Annotated in this window: 13 protein-coding genes, 2 tRNA genes and 1 pseudogene; 4 read left to right on the forward strand and 12 right to left on the reverse strand. The window is 56.5% G+C overall.

Annotated features, from left to right (window positions below; genetic code table 11):
- Positions 1 to 272: 272 nt before the first annotated feature.
- The 6 genes and pseudogenes from FJD34_RS21520 to FJD34_RS21545 all read right to left on the reverse strand — a co-directional run bounded on the left by FJD34_RS21520 (position 273) and on the right by FJD34_RS21545 (position 14,760).
- Complete coding sequence (locus tag FJD34_RS21520) at positions 273 to 1,628, reverse strand: TolC family outer membrane protein (RefSeq protein WP_090290709.1); 1,356 nt, start codon at positions 1,626 to 1,628, stop codon at positions 273 to 275.
- Positions 1,629 to 1,684: 56 nt separating this feature from the next.
- Complete coding sequence (locus tag FJD34_RS21525; protein ID WP_090290708.1) at positions 1,685 to 3,109, reverse strand: HlyD family type I secretion periplasmic adaptor subunit; 1,425 nt, start codon at positions 3,107 to 3,109, stop codon at positions 1,685 to 1,687.
- A gap of 3 nt (positions 3,110 to 3,112) precedes the next feature.
- Positions 3,113 to 5,272, reverse strand: a complete 2,160-nt coding sequence (locus tag FJD34_RS21530; RefSeq protein ID WP_090290707.1) for a type I secretion system permease/ATPase — start codon at positions 5,270 to 5,272, stop codon at positions 3,113 to 3,115.
- A 26-nt stretch (positions 5,273 to 5,298) separates the two neighbouring features.
- Positions 5,299 to 12,591, reverse strand: coding sequence for a S8 family serine peptidase (locus FJD34_RS21535; RefSeq protein ID WP_090290706.1), 7,293 nt, complete (start codon positions 12,589 to 12,591; stop codon positions 5,299 to 5,301).
- Between the two features lie 12 nt (positions 12,592 to 12,603).
- Positions 12,604 to 13,188, reverse strand: a complete 585-nt coding sequence (locus FJD34_RS21540) for a hypothetical protein (protein ID WP_090290705.1) — start codon at positions 13,186 to 13,188, stop codon at positions 12,604 to 12,606.
- Between the two features lie 593 nt (positions 13,189 to 13,781).
- Positions 13,782 to 14,760 (reverse strand): annotated as a pseudogene (locus tag FJD34_RS21545) (IS5 family transposase).
- A 1,049-nt stretch (positions 14,761 to 15,809) separates the two neighbouring features.
- On the opposite strand from FJD34_RS21545, the gene FJD34_RS21550 reads away from it, so the two are divergent.
- Complete coding sequence (locus FJD34_RS21550) at positions 15,810 to 16,673, forward strand: phage integrase N-terminal domain-containing protein (protein ID WP_090290704.1); 864 nt, start codon at positions 15,810 to 15,812, stop codon at positions 16,671 to 16,673.
- A gap of 149 nt (positions 16,674 to 16,822) precedes the next feature.
- On the opposite strand, the gene FJD34_RS21555 is transcribed toward FJD34_RS21550, so the two are convergent.
- The 4 genes from FJD34_RS21555 to FJD34_RS21570 form a co-directional block, all read right to left on the reverse strand.
- Positions 16,823 to 17,188: a histone-like nucleoid-structuring protein, MvaT/MvaU family gene (locus FJD34_RS21555; protein ID WP_090290703.1), complete on the reverse strand. Its 366-nt coding sequence runs from the start codon at positions 17,186 to 17,188 to the stop codon at positions 16,823 to 16,825.
- Positions 17,189 to 17,315: 127 nt separating this feature from the next.
- On the reverse strand, positions 17,316 to 18,683 hold the full coding sequence (locus tag FJD34_RS21560) for a tyrosine-type recombinase/integrase (protein ID WP_090290702.1): 1,368 nt from the start codon (positions 18,681 to 18,683) through the stop codon (positions 17,316 to 17,318).
- 209 nt (positions 18,684 to 18,892) lie between these two features.
- Positions 18,893 to 18,969 (reverse strand) — tRNA-Asp (locus FJD34_RS21565).
- Between the two features lie 19 nt (positions 18,970 to 18,988).
- A tRNA-Val gene (locus tag FJD34_RS21570) sits at positions 18,989 to 19,064 on the reverse strand.
- Positions 19,065 to 19,223: 159 nt separating this feature from the next.
- On the opposite strand from FJD34_RS21570, the gene rdgC reads away from it, so the two are divergent.
- From rdgC to sugE, 3 genes are all read left to right on the forward strand, one after another.
- Entirely contained in the window at positions 19,224 to 20,144 is a 921-nt protein-coding gene (gene rdgC / locus FJD34_RS21575; protein ID WP_032859287.1) for a recombination-associated protein RdgC, read from the forward strand.
- An 89-nt stretch (positions 20,145 to 20,233) separates the two neighbouring features.
- Entirely contained in the window at positions 20,234 to 21,190 is a 957-nt protein-coding gene (locus tag FJD34_RS21580) for a bile acid:sodium symporter family protein (protein ID WP_032859285.1), read from the forward strand.
- A 106-nt stretch (positions 21,191 to 21,296) separates the two neighbouring features.
- The gene (gene sugE / locus FJD34_RS21585) at positions 21,297 to 21,611 is read left to right on the forward strand and encodes a quaternary ammonium compound efflux SMR transporter SugE (protein ID WP_065943540.1); all 315 of its coding nucleotides are present in this window, start codon (positions 21,297 to 21,299) and stop codon (positions 21,609 to 21,611) included.
- A gap of 86 nt (positions 21,612 to 21,697) precedes the next feature.
- On the opposite strand, the gene FJD34_RS21590 is transcribed toward sugE, so the two are convergent.
- Both FJD34_RS21590 and FJD34_RS21595 read right to left on the reverse strand, forming a co-directional pair.
- Entirely contained in the window at positions 21,698 to 23,572 is a 1,875-nt protein-coding gene (locus tag FJD34_RS21590) for an MFS transporter (protein ID WP_032859282.1), read from the reverse strand.
- Between the two features lie 66 nt (positions 23,573 to 23,638).
- A complete protein-coding gene (locus FJD34_RS21595; protein WP_090290701.1) occupies positions 23,639 to 24,793 on the reverse strand; it encodes a TDT family transporter in 1,155 nt (384 codons plus the stop codon).
- Between the last annotated feature and the right edge of the window lie 21 nt (positions 24,794 to 24,814).

Here is a 24,814-nt window from a genome sequence, read left to right on the forward strand (position 1 = left end):
ATTGCAGCGACCGTGTTCGACAAAAAATCCATGGTCCTCACGCCGAGCAGAACCACGACCACAAAGCTCAATTCCAACATCACCTTAAGCGGTGGCATGCGGGCAGACATGGCGATGGCTCGCTGATCTCGGTGCGGCATCGAGTGACTCCTTGAAAACTGCTCGCCTCACAGGCAAGACGTTCCCTAAGGCTCTTTACCGAAATATTTCTGTAGCAAGGGCGCCAAATCGGGGCCCTTGACTGTCTGCAGTTCATAGGCAGACAGTCAGAATCAATCGAACTTCGGATGCTGGGCGTGCCGACGTTCGCCGTTGCGTTGTCGTGTGACATCAAAGCACTGTGCCAAGATACTTATGTCCACATCCGAGAGCTTGCCGGCCAGGAAGCGTACTTTCAGCCACGACGTCAGGTAGGCATAGCGCGCCTGGGCCAGATTGCGTAGCGCGTCGTAGTATCGCTGCTCAGCATCCAGAATATCGGAGTTGACGCGCTCCCCGCCTGCTACGCTCTTCTTCATCGCCACGGTCAATTCCTGAGCCGAGTTTACGGCAAGCTGAAACGCTCGCATTTTGGCGAAGCTGCTGTTGTACAGGTTGAACTGCTTGCGCAAATCATTCATCACCTCATTAAGCTTGGCGTCATTCTCATAGCGCAGCCTGCCACTGTTGTCGACGGCTTGTCCCACCGCCGCCGATACACCACCACCGGCAAAGATCGGTACGCTGACCTGAATACCCACACTATTAGTGACATAGCGCTGATCATAAGTGGACTCCGAACTCGATTTCTGGCGCCCCGCCGTCGCATAGAGACTGACCTTAGGCAAGTGGCCGGCGCGCGCTTGTTCGATCTGCTCGTCTGCGGCATCCAATGCGTAGCGCAACGAGGCCAGCTCCGGATTGTTGAGCAGCGCAATGTCGCGCCATGCCTCAAACCTATTGAGTTCCAACGGCAGCACTTCGAACTTCTCGGCCAGAGGTGCGAGGTCCTGGGCACTCAGGGGTTGTCCGACCATCGCGATCAGATCTCTTATCGCTGCATCGGCATTATCCTGTGCCTCGATCTCTTGGGCCTGCGCCAGATCGTAGCGCGCCTGCGTCTCCAACATATCGGTGCGGGTGCCTTCACCCACTTGCAAACGCCGTCCATTGAGCTTCATCTGCTCAGTAAACGCACGCTTCTGGGCCTGGGCCAGTTCGATCTGATCATTGGCATACAGTGCCTCGGTATAGGCTTGAGTGACGCGTACCGCAAGTTCCTGGCTGCGACTGCGAAAGCGGGCGTCGGCATGGTGCGCCTGGGCCACACCCCGGTAGTAACGCGAGATCGCTTCATAGTCGATAATCGGTTGCTCAAGCGTCAACGAAGACGAATAACTACGGTAGCTTCGATCGGTTGTGGTTGACCCGAAAAAACCAGGCTGGGTGACTTCGGATTCATTACGGCCGCTTTGGTACTGGAGCGACAATTTCGGCAGCAGCGCAGCCCGGCCGATCGCTCGCTCCCCAAGACCCGCATCACGCTCCTTCATCGCAGCGTGGTAAGTGGGGTCGTACTCCAAAGCCAACCCGTAGACCTCCATCAGGCCTGTCGCGTGGTTACTCGCCTGGCTTTCGAGGCAGAACATGGCAAGCGCCAGAACCGTCCAACACCATCTGCCGCTAACGCCTATCCTGTCAGTCATTAACGCTCCCGAATACTTTCGCTGCCGTACTGCATCAGGGGATCGAGGAAATACTCAATCACTCGACGCCTGCCTGTCTTGATCTCAGCAGTCACGGCCATGCCTGGCGCTAAACGAATGTCGGCGCCTTTGACGGTAATGCTTGAGCGCGCCATGGCGACCCGCATGGAGTAGATCAGGCCGCGTTTTTCGTCATTGATCGCGTCGCTGGAGACCGAGGTCACGGTGCCCGGCACGATGCCGTATTTGGTGTAGGGGAAGGTCTCGATCTTGACCTCGGCTTCCTGCCCTGGCAGCACGAAGCCGACATCTTTGTTCTCCAGGAAAGCCTCGATCTCCAGCACCTTTTCTTCCGGCACCACCAGCATCAGCGGCTGAGCCTCTGTTACTACGCCGCCTAGCGTTCGCACGGCCAACTGCTGAACAGTGCCGGACACTGGCGCGGTCAACCTAGTCAGATGCTCGGACTGCCGAGCCTTGACCAAGTCCTGCTCCAACAAGGAAATATGCTGACTGCCTTCGTTCAAGCGTTCGAGGCTGGTGTGCCGGGCATCTGCCCAGAGTGTTTCACGCTGCTGTTTGACCTCCGCAATGGAGGCCTCGATTTCCTTCAAGCGACTACGTTGTACCGCCAGGTCCGACTCCTGCTCGATACTTTCGCGCTCACGTTCCAGATAGGTATTGCGCGCCACGTATTGCTCGCCAGCCAAATCTTTCATGGCCTCGGCACGCTGGCGAACGATGGGTGAGGTTTTCTCCAGTTTACTCACCAGAGCCAGCGTTGAGCGATGCTCGGCCTGCCGGCGCGCCAGTTCTGCATCAATGCCGAACTGCTTGGCCTGCATTGCCGAGAACTCCGCTTCTACCAGGCGCTGCATATCCGCCGATGCCCGAGAATCGACATTGGTCTGCGCCAGCACGGGTTTGCGCTTTGCGTTAATCGCCGCGAGCATGGCTTCGGCGCGTGCGACCTGCAGAGTCCAGGTCTGTAACTCGTTGACGAGGCGTTGCTGTTCAGCCCCAGTGATGGTGCTGTCGAGTTCAATCAGCAAATCCCCCGCCCGCACGAACTGCCCTTCGCGCACATGGATGGCTTTAACAGTCGCCGTACCGATGGGCTGAACCACCTGCGTCCCTTCGCTGGGAATGATTTTGCCCTGGGCGGTCGCCACGATGTCCACCCGACCGAAGACCGACCACAACACCGTCAATACCGCAAAAGCAATCAGCAACCACATTGCCACTCTGGGCGCTGGCGATACCGCCTTCTGCTGCAACGACAAAGCCGCTGGCAGAAACTCCGCCTCGTCAGCTGAATGCCGCTTGCGCTCCCAGGATTTGCGCTCGCGCCAAGCGGCCGCCCACACACTGACATAGCGCTTGTACAAATCGCCCCAAGCGCTGAAAGTCTGTCCCCAAGCCATGCACTACCCCTGTTGCATGCGATGCAGGGCCGCGTAATGCCCCTGTTCTCGTTGGATAAGTTCGGCATGCGTGCCTTGCTCGACAATATCGCCGCGTTCCATGACAACGATGCGATGAGCATCCTTCACCGCTGACAATCGGTGGGCTATTACCAGCACAGTCCGGCCTTGGCTGATCTGGCGCATGTTCTGCTGGATGATGCGCTCGGACTCATAGTCCAGTGCACTGGTGGCTTCATCGAAGATCAAGATGCGAGGATTGGACAGCAGCGCCCGCGCAATAGCGATGCGCTGACGCTGACCGCCCGACAGCGTTGAACCCTGCTCGCCAACCATCGTGTCGTAACCTTCGGGCAACTCGGCTATAAATTCGTGGGCTCCGGCCAACTGCGCTGCCGCGATGACCTGTTGCAATGGCGTGCCGGGATCGTTGAGGGCGATGTTCTCGCGAATGCTGCGGCTGAACAGCACGTTTTCCTGAAGCACCACGCCGATCTGGCGGCGCAATGAGCTGGCGTCAATGGTCGAGATGTCCACTCCATCAACCAGAACGCGACCTTGTTCCGGCTGGTACAGGCGCTGTACCAGCTTAGTCAGGGTGCTCTTACCCGAACCGGATCGACCGACGATCCCTACCGTTTCCCCGGCCTTGATTGCCAGGCTCACACCTCGCAATGCGGGCTGTGCACCTGGCCGGTAGCGAAACTCGACCTTGTCGAACTCGATCGTGCCACGCACAGGCGGTAATGCCGGCCTGGGGGTATGCACTTCGGTACGGGTATTCAAAATATCTCCCAGCCGCTGCATCGAAATGCCCACCTGCTGGAAGTCCGCCCATAGTTGCGCCAGACGCATCACCGGGCCTGCGACGTTCCCCGACAGCATGTTGAAGGCAATCAGTTGGCCGACAGTCAACTGCCCATCAATTACCAAGCGCGCACCCAGCCACATGGTGCCGACGGTGACCAGCTTGCTGATCAGCGTCACACCGCCGTTGGCAACGGTACTGATGGTGGTGGTGCGAAACCCGGCTTTGACGTAAGCGGCCAACTGGTTGTCCCACTTACGTATCCACTGCGGTTCAACGGCGCTGGCCTTGAGTGTCTCCACACCGCTGATGGTCTCCACCAGGAAGGACTGGTTCTGCGCACCACGGTTGAATTTCTCGTTCAACCGCACACGCAAGGCCGGCGTAAAACCCACGGACAAGAGGAAATAACAGGGCAACGAGACCACCACGATCAGCGTCAGCCAGACGCTGTAGTAGGTCATGACGGCCAGGAACACAATGGAGAAAAACAGGTCCAGTACCACCGTGATGGCGTTGCCAGTCAAGAAAGAACGGATGTTTTCCAACTCACGTACCCGCGCCACGGAGTCACCCACCTGACGGGCGCGGAAGTAAGCCAGCGGCAGATTCAACAGGTGTCGGAACAACCTGGCACCCAGTTCCACATCGATGCGGCTGGAGGTGTGGGCAAACACATAACTGCGAAGCGCGTTGAGCACCACTTCGAAGGTGACGACCGCCAACAACCCGACCGCAATCACATCCAATGTCGTGAAACTGCGGTGCACCAACACCTTGTCCATCACGACCTGAAAGAACAGTGGTGTGACCAGCGCAAAGAGCTGAAGGACGAAGGACACAATAAACACTTCCAGCAGCAACCGACGATACTTGACGACGGCGGGAATAAACCAACTGAAGTCGAACTTCGCCAGGTCGCCGGAGATGGAGGCGCGAGAAGCAACCAGGATCAATTCGCCTGCCCAGCGTTGTTGCAACTCTTCCAGGCTCAATTCACTGGGGCCTGGTTGACGAGGATCCTGGATCAGCACCTTGTCGGCGTCATGCCGTGCCAGGATGAAAAAATTGCCATCCCGGTCACAGCCCATCGCCGGCAGCGGCGTGGTAGCGAGACGCTCGATTCGGGTGCTCAGACGTCGAGCCCGCAGGTCGAGTTTCTTAGCCGCCAGTAACACCTCAGTCATGCCAAATCGCTGAGCATCGCCGCGAAACTCATGGGCCAACTGGTCTACATCGACCGCCACCTGGTGATAGCGAGCAAGCATGGCCAGGCAGAGAAGGCCGGTATCGACGACGTCCTCGTCTGGGGGCGCACTCCCACCGGCACCGGCCTGCTCATCGATTTGTTTCATGGGCCGTGGATGTTCGGGCTCGCCCCTCATTGCCAGTTAGCCGCAATCACCGGCTGCACCACCGAAGCATAATTGGAAGGAAGTGAGAACTGCCCACTTGCAGGTGGCGCAAACGCTGCCATTGCCTGCACCAGGTTCTGTACCTGAGTATTGAGTAGAGCTTGTCCATCCGAAACCTGGAATTGCTCCACCTGATTCTGGTTACCCAAGTACCAGTTGCTGACCAAGAGCTTGTCGTTGGTCCCGATGATACTGACTTCCAAGTCGTTGCTGATCTGGCGGAACCAGAGTTGCTCGGTGGTAACGCCAGATCCAAAGGATGCAATGTCTGTGTTGCCTGTGGTTCCATCAGCCTCGACAATTCGATCGGTTCCGTCACCACGTCCCAGGGTATAGGTGTCATTACCGGCGCCACCGGACAGCGTGTTATTGCCACCATTGCCCGTCAGGACGTTATTCAGTGCATTGCCTGCCAGGTTGAGGTTTGCAGTGCCAGTCAGTAGCGCATTTTCCAACTGCCCTCCTCCCTGCGTGGCCAGGTTGAGGCTTATGCTGGAAACCACAGTGTCAACACCCTCGCTCGCCAACTCTGTAACGGTATCGCCAAGATTGTCGATGAAGTAAGTGTCGTTACCTGCTCCGCCGCTCATCGCATCGGCGCCTTCACGGCCATCCAGAGTGTCGTCACCGGCCGCACCCGAAAGGGTATTCGCCAAGCTGTTGCCGATCAGGAAATTATCGAGCGAATTGCCGGTTGCAGAGACGGCGCTTCCAAACAGCATCACCTTTTCCACATTGTTGCCCAGCGTCACGTTTACGCTGCTATGCAGGGTGTCGTAACCACTGTTGAGTGCTTCCGACACGACGTCGCCTGTGTGGTCCAGATAATAAGTATCATCGCCGAGCCCACCGACCATCGTATCGGCGCCTTGCGCACCATCAAGAACGTTATCGCCGGAATTACCGATCAGTGTGTTGCTCACCTCGTTACCGGTAGCGTTGATATGTGTAGTGCCAGTCAAAGTCAGGTTTTCGATATTTTTGCCCAACGTCCATGACACTGATGCCTCAACGCGATCGGTGCCGGAATTGACGTTTTCCGTGACGCTATCCAGTTGGTTGTCCACGACATAAACATCGTTACCAGCACCACCCACCATTTCGTCCGCTTCCGCGCCACCGTCCAGACGATTGTTACCGGCGTTGCCGGTCAGGCGGTTACGCTGGTTGTTGCCAGTACCGTTGAGTGACGCACTGCCCATCAATGTCAGTGCTTCAACATTGGCACTCAACGTGTGACCGACGCTGGAAAGCACCGTGTCGTATCCGCCGCCGGGTAACTCATAAATCTGGTCGCCAATGTTATCGACGATGTAAGTATCATCGCCGGTACGGCCGGTCATGCTATCGGCGCCCGCAAGTCCGTCGATCGTGTTGGCCCCGGCGTTGCCCGTCAGAGTGTCATTGCCGAGCGTTCCCTCGATACTTCCCGCAATACCCTTGGCATAGATGAAATGGTCGGCGCGCAACTGCGATGAGCTGATGCCGTGCAAGGTCACGTATGCCCCCGTCGTACCCTGCACGGACGAAATCGTGACCATCGATACTGAGCCCACCGACCAGTCTTCAAAAGCGAGGTCGTTGAAAGAGCCCACCCACGAAAACGCTGATAAATCTATCTGTTCGCGTGCTTGGTTTGGGTTGAAGTCAACAATCAGGTTATAGGCACCAATTTGAGTTCCCGATGAACCGTGCCCTGCTTGCGCGCCACCATTGGTCAGCACCCTGAAGATGTCGCCTCCAGCGCCACCCACGCGATTACCCAGGAATGCGTAGCTGGCACCATCAATCATCCCCGCATCGCCATCCAGAGTGACAATGTCATCGCCAGCCCCACCATCGAGATAATCGTCGCCGCTACCACCGATCAAATAGTCGTTGCCGCCCTGGCCGTAGATAGAGTCGAGACCGCTTCCTCCAACGAGCATGTCATCGCCGTCACCACCGTCCAGGAAGTCATCGCCGGCGCCCCCTTCGATCCAGTCAGTACCGGGGTAAGGCGTATAGCCTGCCTCATCTCCCAAAAGCTGATCATTGCCATCACCACCGTCTAATAGATCATTAGGTGAGATGGCAGAAATGAGATCGTCTCCCCCCATACCAAATGCACTCAGATCAGCGCCGCCAGGTAACAACAAGTTGTCGGTCCCCGCAGTGCCGGCGGTGCGTAGTGGATTGACCCACCGTGCGACGTACTCTTCGAGGAAGTGCGGTGTAGTGATGAAGGTGAAGTTCTGCTCGGATAGCGCGGCCACCGTAGCGTTGTTCACTAACAGCGTCTGCCCCTGTCCCAGGTTGACCCTCACCTGCGTCCCAACTTGCGTCAGGGTTATCGCGGTGAAGTCCGGCACATCGGTGAACCCCACCAGAACTATTTTCTCGATTCCTGAAGCGCTGCTGAAGTCTGTAATGGTGTCGGTACTGCCCACCTCACGGCGGACAATGAACAGGTCATCGGCGAGTCCCCCTGTCAGGGAATCATTGCCCTGGCCACCCTCCAACCGATCCGAGCCTGCGCCACCATTGAGTGTGTCATTGCCCCGCCCACCCACCAGCACATTGTCCAAAGCATTGCCGGTAAGGGTATCGTTGCCATCCCCTGCATAGACCTTTTCGAGAGTTCCGGTAATCGTCAGCGACTTGCCGGCGATAGTACTGAGCACTCCAGCGTTCAGATTGATCGTACTGTTGCCGGTGGCCGCGCTCGCATTGAGAATATCGACACCACCGTCGCTATCAGCCAGGGTATTACGCGCTGTTCCCGCGAAGCTTGCGTACTCGTTGGTATAGACATATACGTCATCAACACCCTCCAGCGCGCCGTACAGATCCAACTTCCAATTACTCATCGTTCCGGTCTCGCCGGTGACGGCATCGATTACTTGAAGTGTCCAGACGCCGCCGCTGTCCTCACCACGCAAATGAGTGCTGTTGAAACTGAAGTTCATGGTGCCTGAGATGGGATCACCGCGATCGCTCGCCCCACTTCCCGGGGCCTTGCCCGAACGATTGACCAAAACGCTTTCAGTACCGGACGGTGAGATCAACTTGATGATCAGGTCGCCCCAGTGTTGATGGGTCAAGGTTACCGTGACCTGAGCACTTTCCACTGTCAGACCCGATGCCATGCTCAAGGTGCGAGAGAGCGTAGAGCCGTTGTCGGGGATAGCTACACCGAGTGCGCCGCTGCTTGCGCTACGGTTGACCTCGTTCACGTAGACACTTTGTGTGTGCCAGGTCTCGGCCAGGCGCACAGCGGCACGGGCATCCACTTCACCAAAACCATAGTCATGGCTGGTGTGCATGCCGCCACCGTTCCAGTTCTTGGCGCTGTTGTAGACCCAGTCAGTGCCATTGGGATCGTCGACCTTGGTCGCGGTCATTGCCAGGATGCTCTGGATATCTCGATAGCCCAGTCGGGAATTGGCTTCCAGCATCAGCGCCACTACACCCGAGACGATAGGTGCAGCGAAGCTGGTGCCCTCGCTAGTGGCATAGTTCGAACCCAATGTAGAACCGTTGTCGGCGATCAGTTGACGACTGGTGCTGTCGATATTGCTACCCGGCGCTGATACCAGAATCGATGCGCCTGGATTGCTAAAGGGTTTCATGCCCAGTTGCAGCGTTCCCAGATCACTGGCTGCGTTGATTGATCCTGTGGTAATCACCGCACGATTGGCGGTGAGTGCACTGTAGTTGGTGTTGGCTCCACCTTGACGGTCGTTGCCTCCAGCCATGACCACTACAGTCCCCAAACCATTTCGCCCCTGGCTGACCGCATTGAGAATACCGGTCTGCAAGGTACCCGCAGGGGCCACATTGATCAGGAAGTTGCTCGCGGCGCCCCAGGAATTATTGACGACATCGTAGTCCTTGAACTTGGCCAGAGCGGCGCTGATCTCCGTACTGAGCTGGGATAGCTCCAGCCCATCGCCCTGAATGTAATGGCCGGCCAACGTGGCGTTATAGGCTACACCGATCCCGCCTTGACCATTGCGCGCAGCCACCATTACACCCGCCACCATCGTGGCGTGGTTACTGGCGGTCTGAGGGGTATTATTGTTGCCCAGCGCGTCCAACGTATTGAGCCAGGCCTTGTCGGCGTTAGGCTGCAGATCCGGGTGTCGATAGTCGAATATCTCCGGGCCCGTCGCGTAAGGACTACCTGGTTCGAACTGACCAATGCGTACTCCCAGCCCCGTATAATCCTTCCAGACGGGAATGACGTTGATGTCGGACAGATACCATTGCTCGACAGCCAGAGGGTCACTGGGTAGATCGGGGGTTTGCAAGTAAACGACGGCTTTCATCGCCTCGGTCTGGCCTGTCGCCGTGTTAGTCACATTGGTGAACTGGCCGGCCTCGTCGCTCAATCGATACTTGAAACTCATCACACCGGTGTAATTGGCATCCGGTGTGAACAACACGTCACCGCTGGTGTTCAGACTAACGGTACCGCCCTGAGCTTCGAGGACCTCGGTAATGACCAGTTGGCTCAGGTTACTGTCCCAATCCCGATCATTACCCAGCAGTTGGGCTTTGCTGATCAGTTGGGCAACCGTACGGCTGAGCAATTGCCCTGAACTGTTGCTGGTCAGAATATCCTTAACCGGCAGCGGGCTGCCTATCGTCAAGTCGACCCGACTGACATCGGAAAAGCTGAGTTTTTCAATATTGGAAAGCGTGTCGGCACCATCCTGCCCGCTACGAGTATCAACGACACGCCAGGTAGTGGAGTTCAGCTTGCTGATTCGGTAATCGGCATAGGACCCGGAATATTCAGCGACATCGATGCCGTCACCGCCATCAAACGTATCGTCGCCGCCGCCGCCGATGAGTACATCATTACCCGAACCACCTTCGAGAACGTCATCCTCAAGACCACCGTCCAGCACGTCATCTGCGTTATCACCCGCTAAATGGTCGCGACCTCGATGACCACGAATCAGATCATTACCGGCGCCGCCTTCAATTCGGTCATCACCGTCGTCGCCAGACAACACATCATTCGCGCCACCGCCAATGAGGATGTCGTCACCTGCGCCACCGCGGACAAACATCGTTTGTCGACCACCGCCATAAACGATGTCAGCCCCTGTACCTCCAACAAAGACCTCTGCTTGTGCCTGCGCCATATCAAAGGCCACACCGCGCTCACCAACCACCTGTATCACGTCTGTTCCAGCGCCGGCGTGGATGTTTTGAAGTACATCGTCTGCATCGATCAGTAGCACATCATCGCCGTCGCCAGCACTGAATGTGTCGCTGCCCAACCCACCCACCAGCCAGTTCGCTCCGGAGTCGCCCACCAGCGAGTCGTTGCCGCCACCGGCGTAAATGTTTTGTACGTTCAACGTTGTCACGGACAACGTCTGATTCGTGTTGCTTTCGCTAACAAAGGAGCGCACGGAGGAAGCGCCGGAGGATCCTTGCGTGATCAGCGTGGTGCCATTCAAACCTTTGCTGAACTGCGTTCCGCTCGGATTGGCAATAAATCGCACGGCCTGCGCCGCTGCGGTTAAGCCGTTGCGAATAAAACTGCCGGTGGCCAACACTTCATTGCCAGTATTGACCAAGCCACTCTGCGCAGACTTGGTCAAGTTGATGCTGGTGATGCCCAGTTCGGCAAAGGTTCTGAGCTCGGACAGTTCGGTGGAATCCTTGATGCCATTGTCATTGCTATCAATAAATGAGAGTCCGTCTCCATTCTGGTCGACCCAGACCCGCAGTTGCGACCATCCTGCGTCCAAATTGTTAAACAGATTATCTCCGTTGGAATCAAGGGCCTTGAGCGCAACGAAACCATCGGCATAGGGTCGCGTACCGGTGTTGCCGCCTGTACCCGTAACGCCGTTGTAGTACTCACTCAGGGCTTCCTGGATACCGTTGATCACCCCATCATTATTTAAGTCGTGTACCAGAATCCCATCAGTAGCGGCGCCGACCGCTTTGACCCAGCCGGTCTGTTCACGGCTGCCGCCATCGTTATCGATATCGAAAAACGCAGTGCTTTCCGAAAAGTTGACCAGGGTTACACCATCACCATTCAAATCGAGGATCATTGGGTCGGCGGGAATAAAGCGTTGGCCAAGGCCGAAGTTGGTGAGGGCGCCTGCGGCACGTGCTACTTGCCCAGATTGGCTGCTGCCGCCTTGGTAGCCACCTAGAGACCGTGCTGCAAACTCAAGCCCCCAGGATTGGCTGTCAATGTTCGACAGGCCCATTGCGCCTGGGCGAAACCCGCCCGTGCCGATACCACCAATCAGTGCGCTGCCATACGTTGACTCAAAGTTAAGACGAAAGGCGTCCATAGTTGCCAGATAATTGCCACTGGAACTAAAGGTCCCATTGGCATTCAAGGCGGCTGTAGCATCTTGCGTCGACACAGAGCTGGTTGCGCCCGTATTAGTGCGAATGTCGACCTTGTTGTCGACGGATGCCGGGGGCAAGCCAAAAATTTCCTGACCGGGGCGGATAAAGTTCGGATCGCTCAACTGGGAGTTGACATCTCTCAACTCGTTGAAGTCCCAACCGTTTTTTTGAGCGATTTTCCACAGCGAATCACCTGGTTGGACAATGTAGATATAGTCGCCCGTGATCTGTATGGGGGGCAATTGCAAGACGGGTGATTGATTGAAAAAGATGGACTGAGAGTTTGTAGTGGGATTGATCGCAAGTAGGCTGTTGGGCACCTGATTTGCGGGGGGCACAAAGGCTCCCCTGTTGTTGCTGGCATCAGTGCCTGCTGTCACCTTTACTCCAATGCCAAAAGTGTCGGTCAGTTGACTGGTCGACCATGAGCCAAACTGGCTATTGGCAACGTGATCATCCCAGACCCCTCCTGCATAACTCGAAGCTACAGCATCACCGACCAAAGGAATAGCGACCCCAGCAGCGATACCGCCTAACCCACGTTTCATAAGCGGAGCTGATAAAGGAGTAAGCCCCACACCAACAACTTTCCCGATAGCTGTGGTAAATAACTCTTTAGCTACAGCGTTCGGATCATCAGATCTAATCGCAATGCTGATTTTATAGCCATCATATCCATACGCTGAAACAACTTTGACACCGGTGACCGCAAGAAACTGGATAGGGATGCCTAAGCGTGCCGCCAGATCATTTACATTGCCCGCCGCTTGAAATGCATCAAGTAGCGCCGTCTGTGCAGGAGATGTGACGGCCTCTCCCGCTTTACCTAAGCCTCCAAAAAAAATATCAACCGTAATTGCTTCGCTATCTTCCATCACAATCGACATATTGAAGGCTCCTTAACTAGTAAACTTAGGCTTTACAAAGAAAACGACATACAATATTGGGGCCACCATCACACATATAGCAGCCGCCCCCCCATTAAGCAACATAATCACCGTTGCAGAACTTAGCGACCTGGAGAACCAGGAAACATCCTGCCGCGAAACATTTACCCTCTCCATATTCATTACGTGCAAGCAAGCAACATATAAAACCACAATCACTAGCACCAACATTAGCAAACGCCGGTTTGAAGGCCTATCGGACTCAAACCGAAACGCCATTTCATGCAGTATGTCTTTCTGCAAAGACCAGAACACACACCAGACGGCCAATATCAAAGAGCCGACAATCGCATAAGCGACAAGCATCTTCATCGGCGCAGGATTGCCACCAGTAAGTTGAGCTACCCGGTCCACCATCTGCAACGCCGGAATAGTATTTGTCAAAGAACGAATAAATTCACTTTCATTACTGATCACAAAAACAAATTCAGAAAAATACCTCACACAATAGCCCAGCGACATATAGACCACTAATCCAATATTGATTGGACCCCACGTCCCCCGAAACGAGAGCTGACGGCTAATTTTTTTAGACATGATGCTCCACTTACTTCAATCAGTCGTTGTCACCTACTCAAAAACTCAACCCCTTAATATCCATAGCACGCTTCACGCCGGCGAAAACTGAAGCGGATCCTCTCGATTACTCGCGATCCTATAAATAGACAACTCTCAAGACCGCGAACCGAACCCTCGACATAAAAAGTTCATAAACCAAGGCATGTACCTGTAGATCGAGGCGTTGAGGCGCGCCAACATGCATCCGTTAGCGTGAGGTTGTTTTAGAAAGGCCTCCCAGTGTATGCCGGACATAGCGAGTTAGCTGACGCTCGTCTTCTGGCCCCCCATGATCAGAGGCCAAGCGTATGATCAGAACTCTGCAACACGGCTGACGGCCCCAGCGTATCCAAGAGAGATGCGCAAGGAGTAGATACCGCATACGCATTGACGCTGGTGAACTCGATAAGACGGATAGGGACGCTGAGGAAGGTTTGAAGCACCCACCGATTTTTCATGCTCTCGCTACTTGAGGCTCAAAAAATCATAAGTCGATCGAAAACCAGACCTTTCTTGCCCGCAATTCATGGCTCCGTCCTCTGATCGCGCTGCTTTAGGGCGACCAGCCCGCATTACAGACGCACCTCGTCCATACTCATCAGCCGTTTTCGCTCCATCCGCAGATTCGACATAGCGAACAAGGTTGCCTGTTGAGCAATGTTTTTCGACCAGCCGCGAAAGCGCACTTTCGGATAGCCAAACTGACGCTAGATCACGCGAAACGGATATTCAAACTTGACCCGTATCTGCACATTTGCGTATTCGATCTTGCGTTGCATTCGCCCAATCAAACTCTTTTTCACATTATTTTTTATAGCTGCTGAGCCGGGCGGCAATCGACCAGATCATATTGCGGTCCAGATGCTCTGGGCGTTTTTCCACTCAGGTGCAACCCGCATCCCCGCACACGTAAGTTCCTCGTCTCTCAGTAACTGATCGACCTGGGTCTCGTCCGCTACATTCGCGGCGGTGCCCACTAGGCTATGCACCAAGCCGGATTCGGCGTCGACGCTGGGTGTGCTTTCATTTCAAAGAAATGTTGGTTTCCCTTCTTCGTCTGATGCATTTCATGGGGCGCGTTTACCGTCCTTATTCTTGGCCGAACTCGGTGCATGAATGATCGTTGCATCGACCACCATGCCCTGGCGCAACATCAGCCCACGGTCGCCCAGACAGCCGTTGATGACCCGCAGGATACCGCTGACCAACCCGTACTTTTCAAACAGACGACGAAGGTTGAGGATGGTGGTTTCGTCGGAGATACGTTCCAGATTTAGACCAGCGAACTGACGCAAGACTGTTGTCTCGCACAACGCTTCTTCCATCGTCGGCTAGCCGTTGCCGAACCAGTTTTGCATCAGATGTATGCGCAGCACGACTATCAACGAATAGGCCGGACGGCCCCCTTCACCATTGGGGTAATGGGGCTCGATCAGATTGATCAACTCCTTCCAGGGTACGACCTGATCCATCTCGATCAGGAAACACTCCTTACGGAGTTTGCTTGCGTTTGCCAGCATACTAGGTGTCGACGAAGGTCATCTGCTTCATCAAGCATCTCGGCGGTTGAGATCAGACGTTCTGCCAAATCTGGAAGTCTTCTTCAGAGTTTCCCCGAGACATATATCAGTCAAGGTATGCAGGACTATCTCCCCCTCTTTTTCGCCTGGGCGGCTCGTCGCTCACATCGACTAGGCACCATCTGATACTCGGTGGTCGCCACGAGTCGATTTCAAAACAAGGTGGATACTACACGCCCGCGTGCCTCTGGGGAGCTGCCTGTTGAAAGGCTGCCTCTGGCAGCCCGTCAACGGGCAGCCAACAAGGCCACCGGCCGCGTTAGCTTAAAGAAACAACCTCTGCGCCCGAACAATTTTGACTGCGCCAGCAAGTGCCTTTTCACCACTGCTGCAGTTCGGCTCGTCGCACGGGGCCGTCACTGCACGCCGCAGTGACGGCCCCGCGCAATGCAGCAACAATACGATACGGCGCACATCGTATTTACGTTGGCACTGCGTGACGATGCCCTGACACACTGAAACCGCAATGACCTGCCGGTGGGTCTAAACACCGGAACCCGTGGTGCAGGGCAGAAAGCACTACTTTGTGCGAATCACTTCGCCGTTGCCGTACCCACTCGGTTGCCCAGAGCGCAGGTTCCTGCAAGCGCTGAGCTCGCCTCGAGCGGAACCATCCCAGACGCACTCGGCTCATCACTGTGCGTCGCCCCTACCCATGGGGGAGCCTTCTTTATCCTCGGCATGTCCAGTACTGCCAACGTCAACCTACCGCCCCAACGGGGCGCCGCTTCGTCCCCGCAATGGCTACTGGCGCAATGCCTGGTACAGCCCCTGCTCGTCCATCCCACTCACTGTCACGGAGGTCTTCATCACAGCGAATCGCATCTTTTTCATCTGCTCATTAGCAACTCCCCTGCCCGGCCTTCCCACAGGAAGCAAGGCAGATGCCTCATTTGAGGCCACAGGTGATCTGAGCACCTGGCCCTCGCCCTTCGGGGATCTCGCCTTGGCGAGTTGGCAATAACACTCACCGGATTTCAACTCAGCACCCCGTACAGAGAACATTGGCAGGAGGACTGGATGGACGATCTCACCTACACGCTACGCCAACTCTGCCAACGCAATCGCGATGGCAGCCATGCCACCCAGGCCGATCGGCAACGAGGTCTGACCCTAGTCGCCCGTCAATTGCGCGAAGCGGGGTTCAGGCAAATGCGTGCGCCCTCACTCAAGGGCAAACATGTCGAGGCACTGGTTGAGCGCTGGCAGGCTGAGGGCTTGTCGGCAGGGACACTCAAGAACCGTCTGGCGCATCTGCGCTGGTGGGCCGAGAAGATCGGTAAAGCGGGTATCATTCCTTCCGACAACACCCAGCTCGGCATTCCGGAGCGGCGTTATGTGACCAACGAAAACAAGGCGCAGGAGTTGGGCGGTGCATTGGATAAGGTGAATGATCCCTACGTCCGTATGAGTTTGGTGCTGCAAGCCGTATTCGGGCTACGCCGTGAGGAAGCCATCAAGTTTCAGCCACGCTATGCTGACCGAGGCGATCACATTGCGCTCAAGGGTTCATGGACCAAGGGTGGACGCGAGCGCACGGTCTTGATCACCACCCCCGAACAACGCGCAGTGCTTGACCAGGCGCATCAATTGGCCGGGGCTGGGTCACTGATCCCAGCGCACAAGACGTTCATTCAGCAGCGCCATACCTATGACGGGCAATGCAAGGCTGCCGGCCTAAGTCATATGCATGGCTTGCGTCATCGTTACGCGCAGGCACGATATGAAGTATTGACGGGATGGAAAGCACCGGCAGCAGGCGGGCCGACCAGACAAGCTCTGACGTCCACGATGCGTACTCAAGATCAAACGGCGCGCCAGACGATCAGCCGAGAGTTAGGCCATGAACGCCCAGAAATTGCGGCAGTTTATTTAGGCAGGTAAGTAGCGACTGGACTAAAGCGATTCATATTCGCACCCAACTCGGAGAAGATCTAAGTCAAGCTCAACTCTAAAAGGAACATCGCATTTGTATCATCGCTAATTTCAAAAACAAAAAAAGCCCGCCGGACCTTTTTTGTTTTTGAGTCAGATCACTGAATGCGCCACGACTCCACAGCATCCGCACCAAATTCACTTTTCCATTCCTTCAGCTGGCGGTGATTACCACCCTTGGCTTCGATCAACTCACCGGTGTTTGGATTTTTGTAGATCTTAACTTCCCGTGCTTTGCGGACAGCCTTTGATGCCGTGAGCGCCGGTACATGACGAACAGCTTGAGGGTCGAGCAAGTCGATTATATTTTTGAGGCTGTAGCCGTACTCGGCCAAAAGCGCGCGTAATTTGCTTTCGAACTCCATCTCTTTTTTCAGGCCGGAATCGCCCTTCATGGCTTCAAGCTCTGCTAGTTGGTCAGCAAGCTGCCGCTCAAGTTTACGAAATGCTGCAAGACGGGACATTTAGCACCTCATATTTTTCGATAAATGACTTTTATGATTTGACAGCCGGACCTGAAAAACCCAGCCCTGATCATCTTGTTAAAAACAAAATGCAGGAAAATATCAATTTATATTTAACACCATAAGCTCATCGCTCATCCAGCTGATTGAAGCTTTGGTGACGAAAGCGCTCATTACTCGACAATCCCTCGAGCTCCATTTCAGAACCTATGTTAGATACAGAAACCTGTAACACCGCCCCTTCATCAACGGGCTTCTCAGGCATTGACGTTCCATATTCTAAGGCATCAAGCAAATCCGCCCAATACTGCATCATGCTGCGACGCTGCACGACATACTGAGCATGATTATAGGCGGCTCGCACTTTATTGGTGTCCGCATGGGAAAGCTGGGCTTCAATCCAACCGCTATTAAAATTTAGTTCGTTTAATGCGGTGGAAATCGTCCCTCGCAAACCATGGCCAGTGAGCTCACCTACAAACCCCATCCGCCTGATAGCACTATTCAGAGTATTTTCACTGATCTTCTCGTGAGGCTCAACCCGATGAGGCAGCAGATAACGCCGACCACGACCTTTACCTTTAAGCAAGCAGCTGACGATCTCTAAAGCCTGCCTGGATAACGGAACAATATAGGAGGGGATCACTTCTCCCTTGTTGCGCACCCGATTACGCAACTGCTTGACGCCCTCGGCGGGAATAAACCAAACCCCGTTCTCCAAGTCAAACTGCTCTGGCGTTGCAGCTCGCAACTCCCCCGTCCGGACGCCCGTAAGCAACAACAGGCGCACACCAAGCTTAGTCGTAGTTGCTCCGCTAAAGTCCTCCAGCCTCTTGAGAAACCGAGGAAGCTCCGACAACTGCAGGTGGGGATTGTGACGAACCGGCGGCGGAGTTTCAGCAACGATGTCTAAGTCGGAAGCTGGATTGACATCAATAATTCCCTCAGCCATTGCATAGCGAAAGATATGGTTCAGCCAAGTCCGGCATTTTCCTGCCGACACCAAAGCGCCCCGCCCTTCAATCCGGCGCACGACTCCCAGGACATCCAGACGTGTAATCTCGGCCATGGTCAATTTCCCCAGGACAGGGAGAATATCTCGGTCAAGATAGCGCTTCGATTGTCCAGAGCTGCCTTTTTGCCCAGGCGTCAGCTTCTTGCTACGAAACTCATGCCAACGGGCAGCCACCGCCTCGAACGAATTGTCTCGAGCCGACGCCCTCTGCTGCCGCTCCAGACGGCGCGTCTGACGAGGGTCAATATCCTGCGCAACAGCAGCGCGAGCGCTGTCACGACGCTCACGGGCCTGTTTTAGGCTGATCTCAGGGTAGGTTCCAAAGGAGATACGAAGTTGCTTGCCATGCAGGCTGTAGCGGAAGTGCCACTGCTTACTGCCCCGGATCGGGACGAACAGCGACAAGCCAAGACCATCGGCGAGTGAATAGTCTTTGCTGGAAGGCTTGGCATGACGAACGGCGGTATCGGTGAGTGGCACGATGAATCTCCCATTGCTTGGAGCAACGAGATACCTCTTGTGAAGAGGTACACCAACAAACAATCCGGCATTCGCGATGTACTATTTAACGTACTGGAAATGCTTGGCTGCTGGTGGATTCCGATGGAACGCTATAAACGAAAAAAGCGGCCAAAGGCCGCTATTTCCGGTGCTTCCAGGCGTTCAGTGGGCCTTAGTGGAAGCAAATATGGCGCAGCGGACGGGACTCGAACCCGCGACCCCCGGCGTGACAGGCCGGTATTCTAACCGACTGAACTACCGCTGCGCGTAACACATGAAGCGAATGGTGGGTGATGACGGGATCGAACCGCCGACCCTCTGCTTGTAAGGCAGATGCTCTCCCAGCTGAGCTAATCACCCTTCGTTTCGGTGTGGCGCGCATTCTACGGAGCGACCCCAAGTCTGGCAAGCACTTTCTTAAATCTTTTTTTTCAGCCCTTCCAATGGCTTAGGCAGGGTTGGCCTCAGACGCTATCAAGAGAATAATGCCCCACTTTGTATAAAGGAGAGACTCACCCCATGTGGTTCAAGAACCTGCTTATCTATCGCCTGACCCAAGATCTGCCTGTTGATGCCGAGGCGTTGGAAACTGCAATGGCCACCAAACCGGCGCGCCCTTGTGCAAGCCAGGAGTTGACCACTTACGGTTTCGTCGCGCCTTTTGGTAAAGGTGAAGACGCGCCCCTGGTGCACGTCAGCGGTGACTTCCTGCTGATCGCTGCGCGCAAGGAAGAACGTATCCTGCCCGGTAGCGTGGTGCGTGATGCGGTGAAGGAAAAGGTCGAAGAGATCGAAGCCGAGCAAATGCGCAAGGTCTACAAAAAGGAACGCGACCAGATCAAGGATGAAATCATCCAGGCGTTCCTGCCACGTGCCTTTATCCGTCGCTCGTCGACCTTCGCCGCCATCGCGCCGAAACAGGGGCTGATCCTGGTGAATTCGGCCAGCCCCAAGCGCGCCGAAGACCTGCTGTCGACCCTGCGTGAAGTGATCGGCACCCTGCCGGTACGCCCACTGACCGTGAAAACCGCGCCAACCGCCGTCATGACCGACTGGGTCACCACCCAGAAACCGGCCGATGACTTCTTCGTCCTCGACGAGTGCGAACTGCGCGACACCCACGAAGACGGCGGTATCGTGCGCTGCAAGCGCCAGGACCTGACTGGCGAAGAAATCCAGCTGCACCTGAGCACCGGCAAAGTCGTGACCCAACTGTCCCTGGCCTGGCAGGACAAATTGTCCTTCATGCTCGACGACAAGATGACGGTCAAGCGCCTGAAGTTCGAAGACCTGCTGCAAGACCAGGCTGAACAGGACGGCGGTGACGAAGCCCTGGGCCAACTGGATGCCAGCTTTACCTTGATGATGCTGACCTTTGGCGACTTCCTGCCGGCGCTGGTGGAAGCACTCGGCGGTGAAGAGACCCCGCAAGGTATCTAAACAGGCACGATCAATGTAGGAGCTGGCAAGCCAGCTCCTACAGTTGATTGGGTTGCCACTCCCAGCACTCTAATAATAAGGACATCCCCATGCGTGCACTCGCCGCCCTGAGCCGCTTCGTCGGCAATACCTTCGCCTACTGGGTGCTGATCTTTGCCGTGGTTGCGTTCCTGCAGCCCACTTGGTTTATCGGCCTCAAAGGCGCCATCGTGCCGCTGCTGGGTCTGGTGATGTTTGGCATGGGGCTGACCCTCAAACTTGAAGATTTCGCCGAGGTCGCTCGCCACCCATGGCGTGTGGCACTGGGTGTGGCCGCACAGTTTGTGATCATGCCCAGCGTGGCCTGGTTGCTGTGCCAGGTCTTCCAACTGCCGCCGGAAATCGCCGTCGGTGTGATCCTGGTCGGTTGTTGCCCAAGCGGCACCTCCTCCAATGTCATGACCTGGCTGGCCCGTGGCGACCTCGCGCTGTCGGTGGCCATATCCTCCATCACCACCCTCCTCGCCCCGTTGCTGACGCCAGCGCTGATCTGGCTGCTGGCTTCGGCCTGGCTGCCGGTGTCGTTCATGGAGTTGTTCTGGTCGATCCTGCAAGTGGTGGTGCTGCCTATCGTCCTTGGCGTAGCAGCCCAACGCCTGCTGGGGGCTCGTGTGCGGCACGCCGTTGAGGTATTGCCACTGGTATCGGTGGTCAGCATCGTGCTGATCGTCGCAGCCGTAGTCGCAGCGAGCCAGGCGAAGATCGCCGAATCGGGCCTGCTGATCATGGCGGTGGTGATGCTGCACAACAGCTTCGGCTACTTGCTCGGTTACTTCACCGGCCATGTGTTCAAACTGCCGCTGGCGCAACGCAAGTCGTTGGCGCTGGAAGTGGGCATGCAGAACTCGGGGTTGGGAGCCGCGCTGGCCAGCGTGCACTTTTCGCCGCTGGCGGCGGTACCCAGCGCCTTGTTCAGCGTCTGGCACAATATTTCCGGGGCGTTGCTGTCGACGTATTTCCGCCGGATGAGCGAAAAAGAAGACCGCAAGGCCCTCGCCGAAACTTGATAGGACGCGGGCTTTTCGGCACTCTACGCACCTTCGCGGGGACGACCCCGCGACTCGTTTGAGCATTCAATCCGGGGACGGCCCCACTTCTAAAAGGAAGGTCTTTATGTCCTGGGTCATTCTGTTTTTCGCCGGGCTGTTTGAAGTTGGCTGGGCCGTCGGCCTGAAATACACCGATGGTTTCAGCAAACCGCTGCCCACCGCCCTGACGATTGCCGCCATGGCCGTCAGCCTTGGCCTGTTGGGGCTGGCCATGAAGGAGTTGCCGCTGGGCACCGCCTATGCCATCTGGACCGGTGTCGGTGCCGTGGGCACGGTGATCGCCGGGATTATCCTGTTTGGCGAGTCCATGGCGCTGTTCCGGTTGGCCAGTGTGGCGTTGATCATTGCCGGGTTGATTGGTCTCAAGATCAGCGCCTGATGCTGTTGTAGGAGCCGGCTTGCCGGCGATGAGGCCCTTGAATCCCGTAATGGATTTGCGGACGCCATCGCCGGCAAGCCGGGCACCTACAGGGTGGTGCCACGCAATGCCAGCACTTGTTCCTGTAATGCCTCTGGCGTCGCCTGCTCCACCGTCAACGACGGCCCCGCCACCAACGTCACCCGCGACCAGATCCGGTGAAAGATCCCCTTGTTCGGATCGCGGCTGAAAAAGCTCCCCCATAACCCTTGTAACGCCATGGGAATCACCGGCACCGGGGTTTCCTCAAGAATCCGCGTCACCCCACTCTTGAACTCGTTCATCTCACCGTCGGCGGTCAATTTGCCTTCCGGGAAGATACACACCAGCTCACCGTCCTTCAGGTATTGGCTGATACGCTGGAAGGCCTTTTCGTAGATCTCCAGGTCTTCATGGCGCCCGGCAATCGGAATCGTCCCGGCCGTGCGGAAGATAAAGTTGAGCACCGGCAAACGGTAGATCTTGTAATACATCACAAAACGAATCGGCCGACGCACCGCACCGCCAATCAGCAATGCATCGACAAACGACACATGGTTGCACACCAGCAACGCCGCGCCTTCGTCCGGGATATGTTCCAGGTTGCGATGCTGCACGCGGTACATGGAGTGGCCGAGCAGCCAGATCATGAAGCGCATGGTGAACTCGGGGACAATCCTGAAGATGTAGGTATTGACCGCAATGTTAAGCAGCGACACCACCAGGAACAGCTCGGGGATCGACAGCTTGGCCACGCTCAGCAGCAGGATCGTGACAATCGCCGAAACCACCATGAACAGCGCATTGAGGATGTTATTGGCGGCAATCACCCGCGCCCGCTCGTTCTCGGCGGTGCGCGACTGGATCAGGGCGTACAGCGGCACGATGTAGAAACCGCCAAACACCCCAAGGCCAAGGATATCGGCCAATACCCACCAGGCCTGGCCATAGCTCAAGACCGTCAGCCAGTCATTGGCCTGGACGTTCTGCGGGAAGCCGCCAGAGTGCCACCACAGCAACAGGCCAAATACCGTCAGGCCGAACGAGCCAAAAGGCACCAGGCCGATTTCCACCTTACGCCCGGAGAGTTTTTCGCAGAGCATCGAGCCCAGGGCGATACCGACCGAGAATACGGTGAGGATCAGGGTGACCACGGTCTCATCGCCATACAGCCACTCTTTGGCGTAGGCCGGGATTTGCGTGAGGTAGATCGCCCCGACAAACCAGAACCACGAGTTGCCGACAATCGAGCGCGACACGGCGGGCGTTTGCCCCAGGCCCAGGCGCAAGGTGGCCCAGGATTGACTGAAGATATTCCAGTCCAGGCGCATCTCGGGGCTCGATGCCGCCGCGCGAGGGATGCCACGGCTGGCCAGGTAACCCAGCACGGCAATGGCGACAATCGCGGTGGACACCACCGGCGCGTAGTGGGTTGAGGACATCATGACCCCGGCACCGATGGTCCCGGCGAGGATCGCCAGGAACGTGCCCATTTCCACCAGGCCGTTGCCGCCCACCAGCTCTTCTTCACGCAGGGCCTGGGGCATAATCGAGTACTTCACCGGACCAAACAGCGCCGAATGGGTACCCATGGCAAACAGGGCCAGCAGCATCAGTTCCAGGTGGTTGGTCATGAAACCCACGGCGCCGACGGCCATGATCACGATCTCGCCGATCTTGATCGCGCGGATCAGCGCATCCTTGTTGAATTTCTCGCCAAACTGCCCGGCCAGGGCCGAGAACAGGAAAAACGGCAAGATAAACAGCAAGGCGCAGAGGTTGACCCAGATCGAGCGGTCGCCCTCGATGGCCAGCTTGTAGAGAATGGCGAGGATCAACGACTGCTTGAAGATATTGTCGTTGAACGCCCCCAGGGACTGGGTGATGAAGAACGGCAAAAAGCGCCGTTTGCGCAGCAAAGTGAATTGCGAGGGGTGACTCATCGTCCGTGTTCCTGCGTGGCCTGAAGGCTTTATTGGTTTTCAGGCCACGACTTTACCTAATCCTGCTTACTTATTCCCCAATCCTGCAATGCACGGTGAAACAAACAGCTCACCTTTATAGGCACCCTGCACCGTGCGCTTGCTGACAACCAGCCACATCAGGGCCAGGGCGGCGACCAGCACGCTGCCGGTCACGCTGAAAAATGCCAGGTGCAAGGTACTGCCCAGTTTCAGCGTGGTCAGGGCATACACCCCCAACGGGAAGGTAAAGCCCCACCAGCCCAGGTTGAACGGAATACCGGCGCGCAGGTAACGCAGGGTGATCAGCACTGCGATCAACATCCACCACAAGCCAAGGCCCCACAGGGTGATGCCGGCAACCAACCCCAGGCCTGCGGCAATCTCACCGATCCCGGCAAAACCATTGGCGGCGAAGATGGCCGGCGCGTCCTGGCCCAGCAGCAACATGCCCAGGGCGCCGGTGCCGATCGGGCCAAGAGCCAGCCAGCTCGACGCCGCCATATTGGCGTGGGGCAGTTTATGCAGGGCCATGCGCAGCATCAGGATGGTCAGAATGCTGAAGGCCACGGGCAGGGAAAATGCCCAGAGCACGTAGCTGGTCACCAGCATCACCAGTTGCGAATGGGCATCGGCCAGGTGCGGCGCCAACAAGCCACCACTGGCGGCGGCGACTTCGGCGGCCACCACCGGCAGCAGCCAGACGGCCGTCATCTGGTCGATGCTGTGCTCTTGACGGGTAAACATCATGAACGGGATCAACACCCCGCACGCCAATGCCATGGCCACGTCCAGCCACCACAGGGCTTGAGCCAGTTGCACCACGCCCTCGCCCCAGCGCGGCAGGCCAAACAGCAGCAGGCCATTGATGATGGTCGCCAGGCCCATGGGGATGGTGCCGAAAAACATCGAGACCGTGGAGTGCCCGAAAATCCGCCGTGCCTCGTCATAGAACATCACCCAGCGCGCCGCGTATAAGCCGCTGAACAACACAAACAGGAAAATCGTCAGCAGCCACAGCCCTTCGGCGATGGCATAGACGCCCGGCAGTTGCACCGGCAATTGTGCCAGGGCCAACGCCAGAACGCCGGTCCCCATGGTGGCGGCGAACCAGTTGGGGGTGAACTGGCGAATCACTTCCCTGGGGCCGGCCAGGTGGCTGAACGGTTTGTAACTGCTGGTGATGCTATTGGGGCACGTCATGGCTAAATCCTCTTCCTCGTA

Source organism: Pseudomonas brenneri (assembly GCF_007858285.1).
Classification (GTDB): domain Bacteria; phylum Pseudomonadota; class Gammaproteobacteria; order Pseudomonadales; family Pseudomonadaceae; genus Aquipseudomonas; species Aquipseudomonas brenneri.

Bases quoted from the DNA above. Each gene is read 5' to 3' on its own strand.
- FJD34_RS21520 (WP_090290709.1), bottom strand. From the start codon at position 1,628: ATGTTCTGCCTCGAAAGCCAGGCGAGTAACCACGCGACAGGCCTGATG.
- FJD34_RS21525 (WP_090290708.1), bottom strand. From the start codon at position 3,109: ATGGCTTGGGGACAGACTTTCAGCGCTTGGGGCGATTTGTACAAGCGC.
- FJD34_RS21530 (WP_090290707.1), bottom strand. From the start codon at position 5,272: ATGAAACAAATCGATGAGCAGGCCGGTGCCGGTGGGAGTGCGCCCCCA.
- FJD34_RS21535 (WP_090290706.1), bottom strand. From the start codon at position 12,591: ATGTCGATTGTGATGGAAGATAGCGAAGCAATTACGGTTGATATTTTT.
- FJD34_RS21540 (WP_090290705.1), bottom strand. From the start codon at position 13,188: ATGTCTAAAAAAATTAGCCGTCAGCTCTCGTTTCGGGGGACGTGGGGT.
- FJD34_RS21550 (WP_090290704.1), top strand. From the start codon at position 15,810: ATGGACGATCTCACCTACACGCTACGCCAACTCTGCCAACGCAATCGC.
- FJD34_RS21555 (WP_090290703.1), bottom strand. From the start codon at position 17,188: ATGTCCCGTCTTGCAGCATTTCGTAAACTTGAGCGGCAGCTTGCTGAC.
- rdgC (WP_032859287.1), top strand. From the start codon at position 19,224: ATGTGGTTCAAGAACCTGCTTATCTATCGCCTGACCCAAGATCTGCCT.
- FJD34_RS21580 (WP_032859285.1), top strand. From the start codon at position 20,234: ATGCGTGCACTCGCCGCCCTGAGCCGCTTCGTCGGCAATACCTTCGCC.
- sugE (WP_065943540.1), top strand. From the start codon at position 21,297: ATGTCCTGGGTCATTCTGTTTTTCGCCGGGCTGTTTGAAGTTGGCTGG.
- FJD34_RS21590 (WP_032859282.1), bottom strand. From the start codon at position 23,572: ATGAGTCACCCCTCGCAATTCACTTTGCTGCGCAAACGGCGCTTTTTG.
- FJD34_RS21595 (WP_090290701.1), bottom strand. From the start codon at position 24,793: ATGACGTGCCCCAATAGCATCACCAGCAGTTACAAACCGTTCAGCCAC.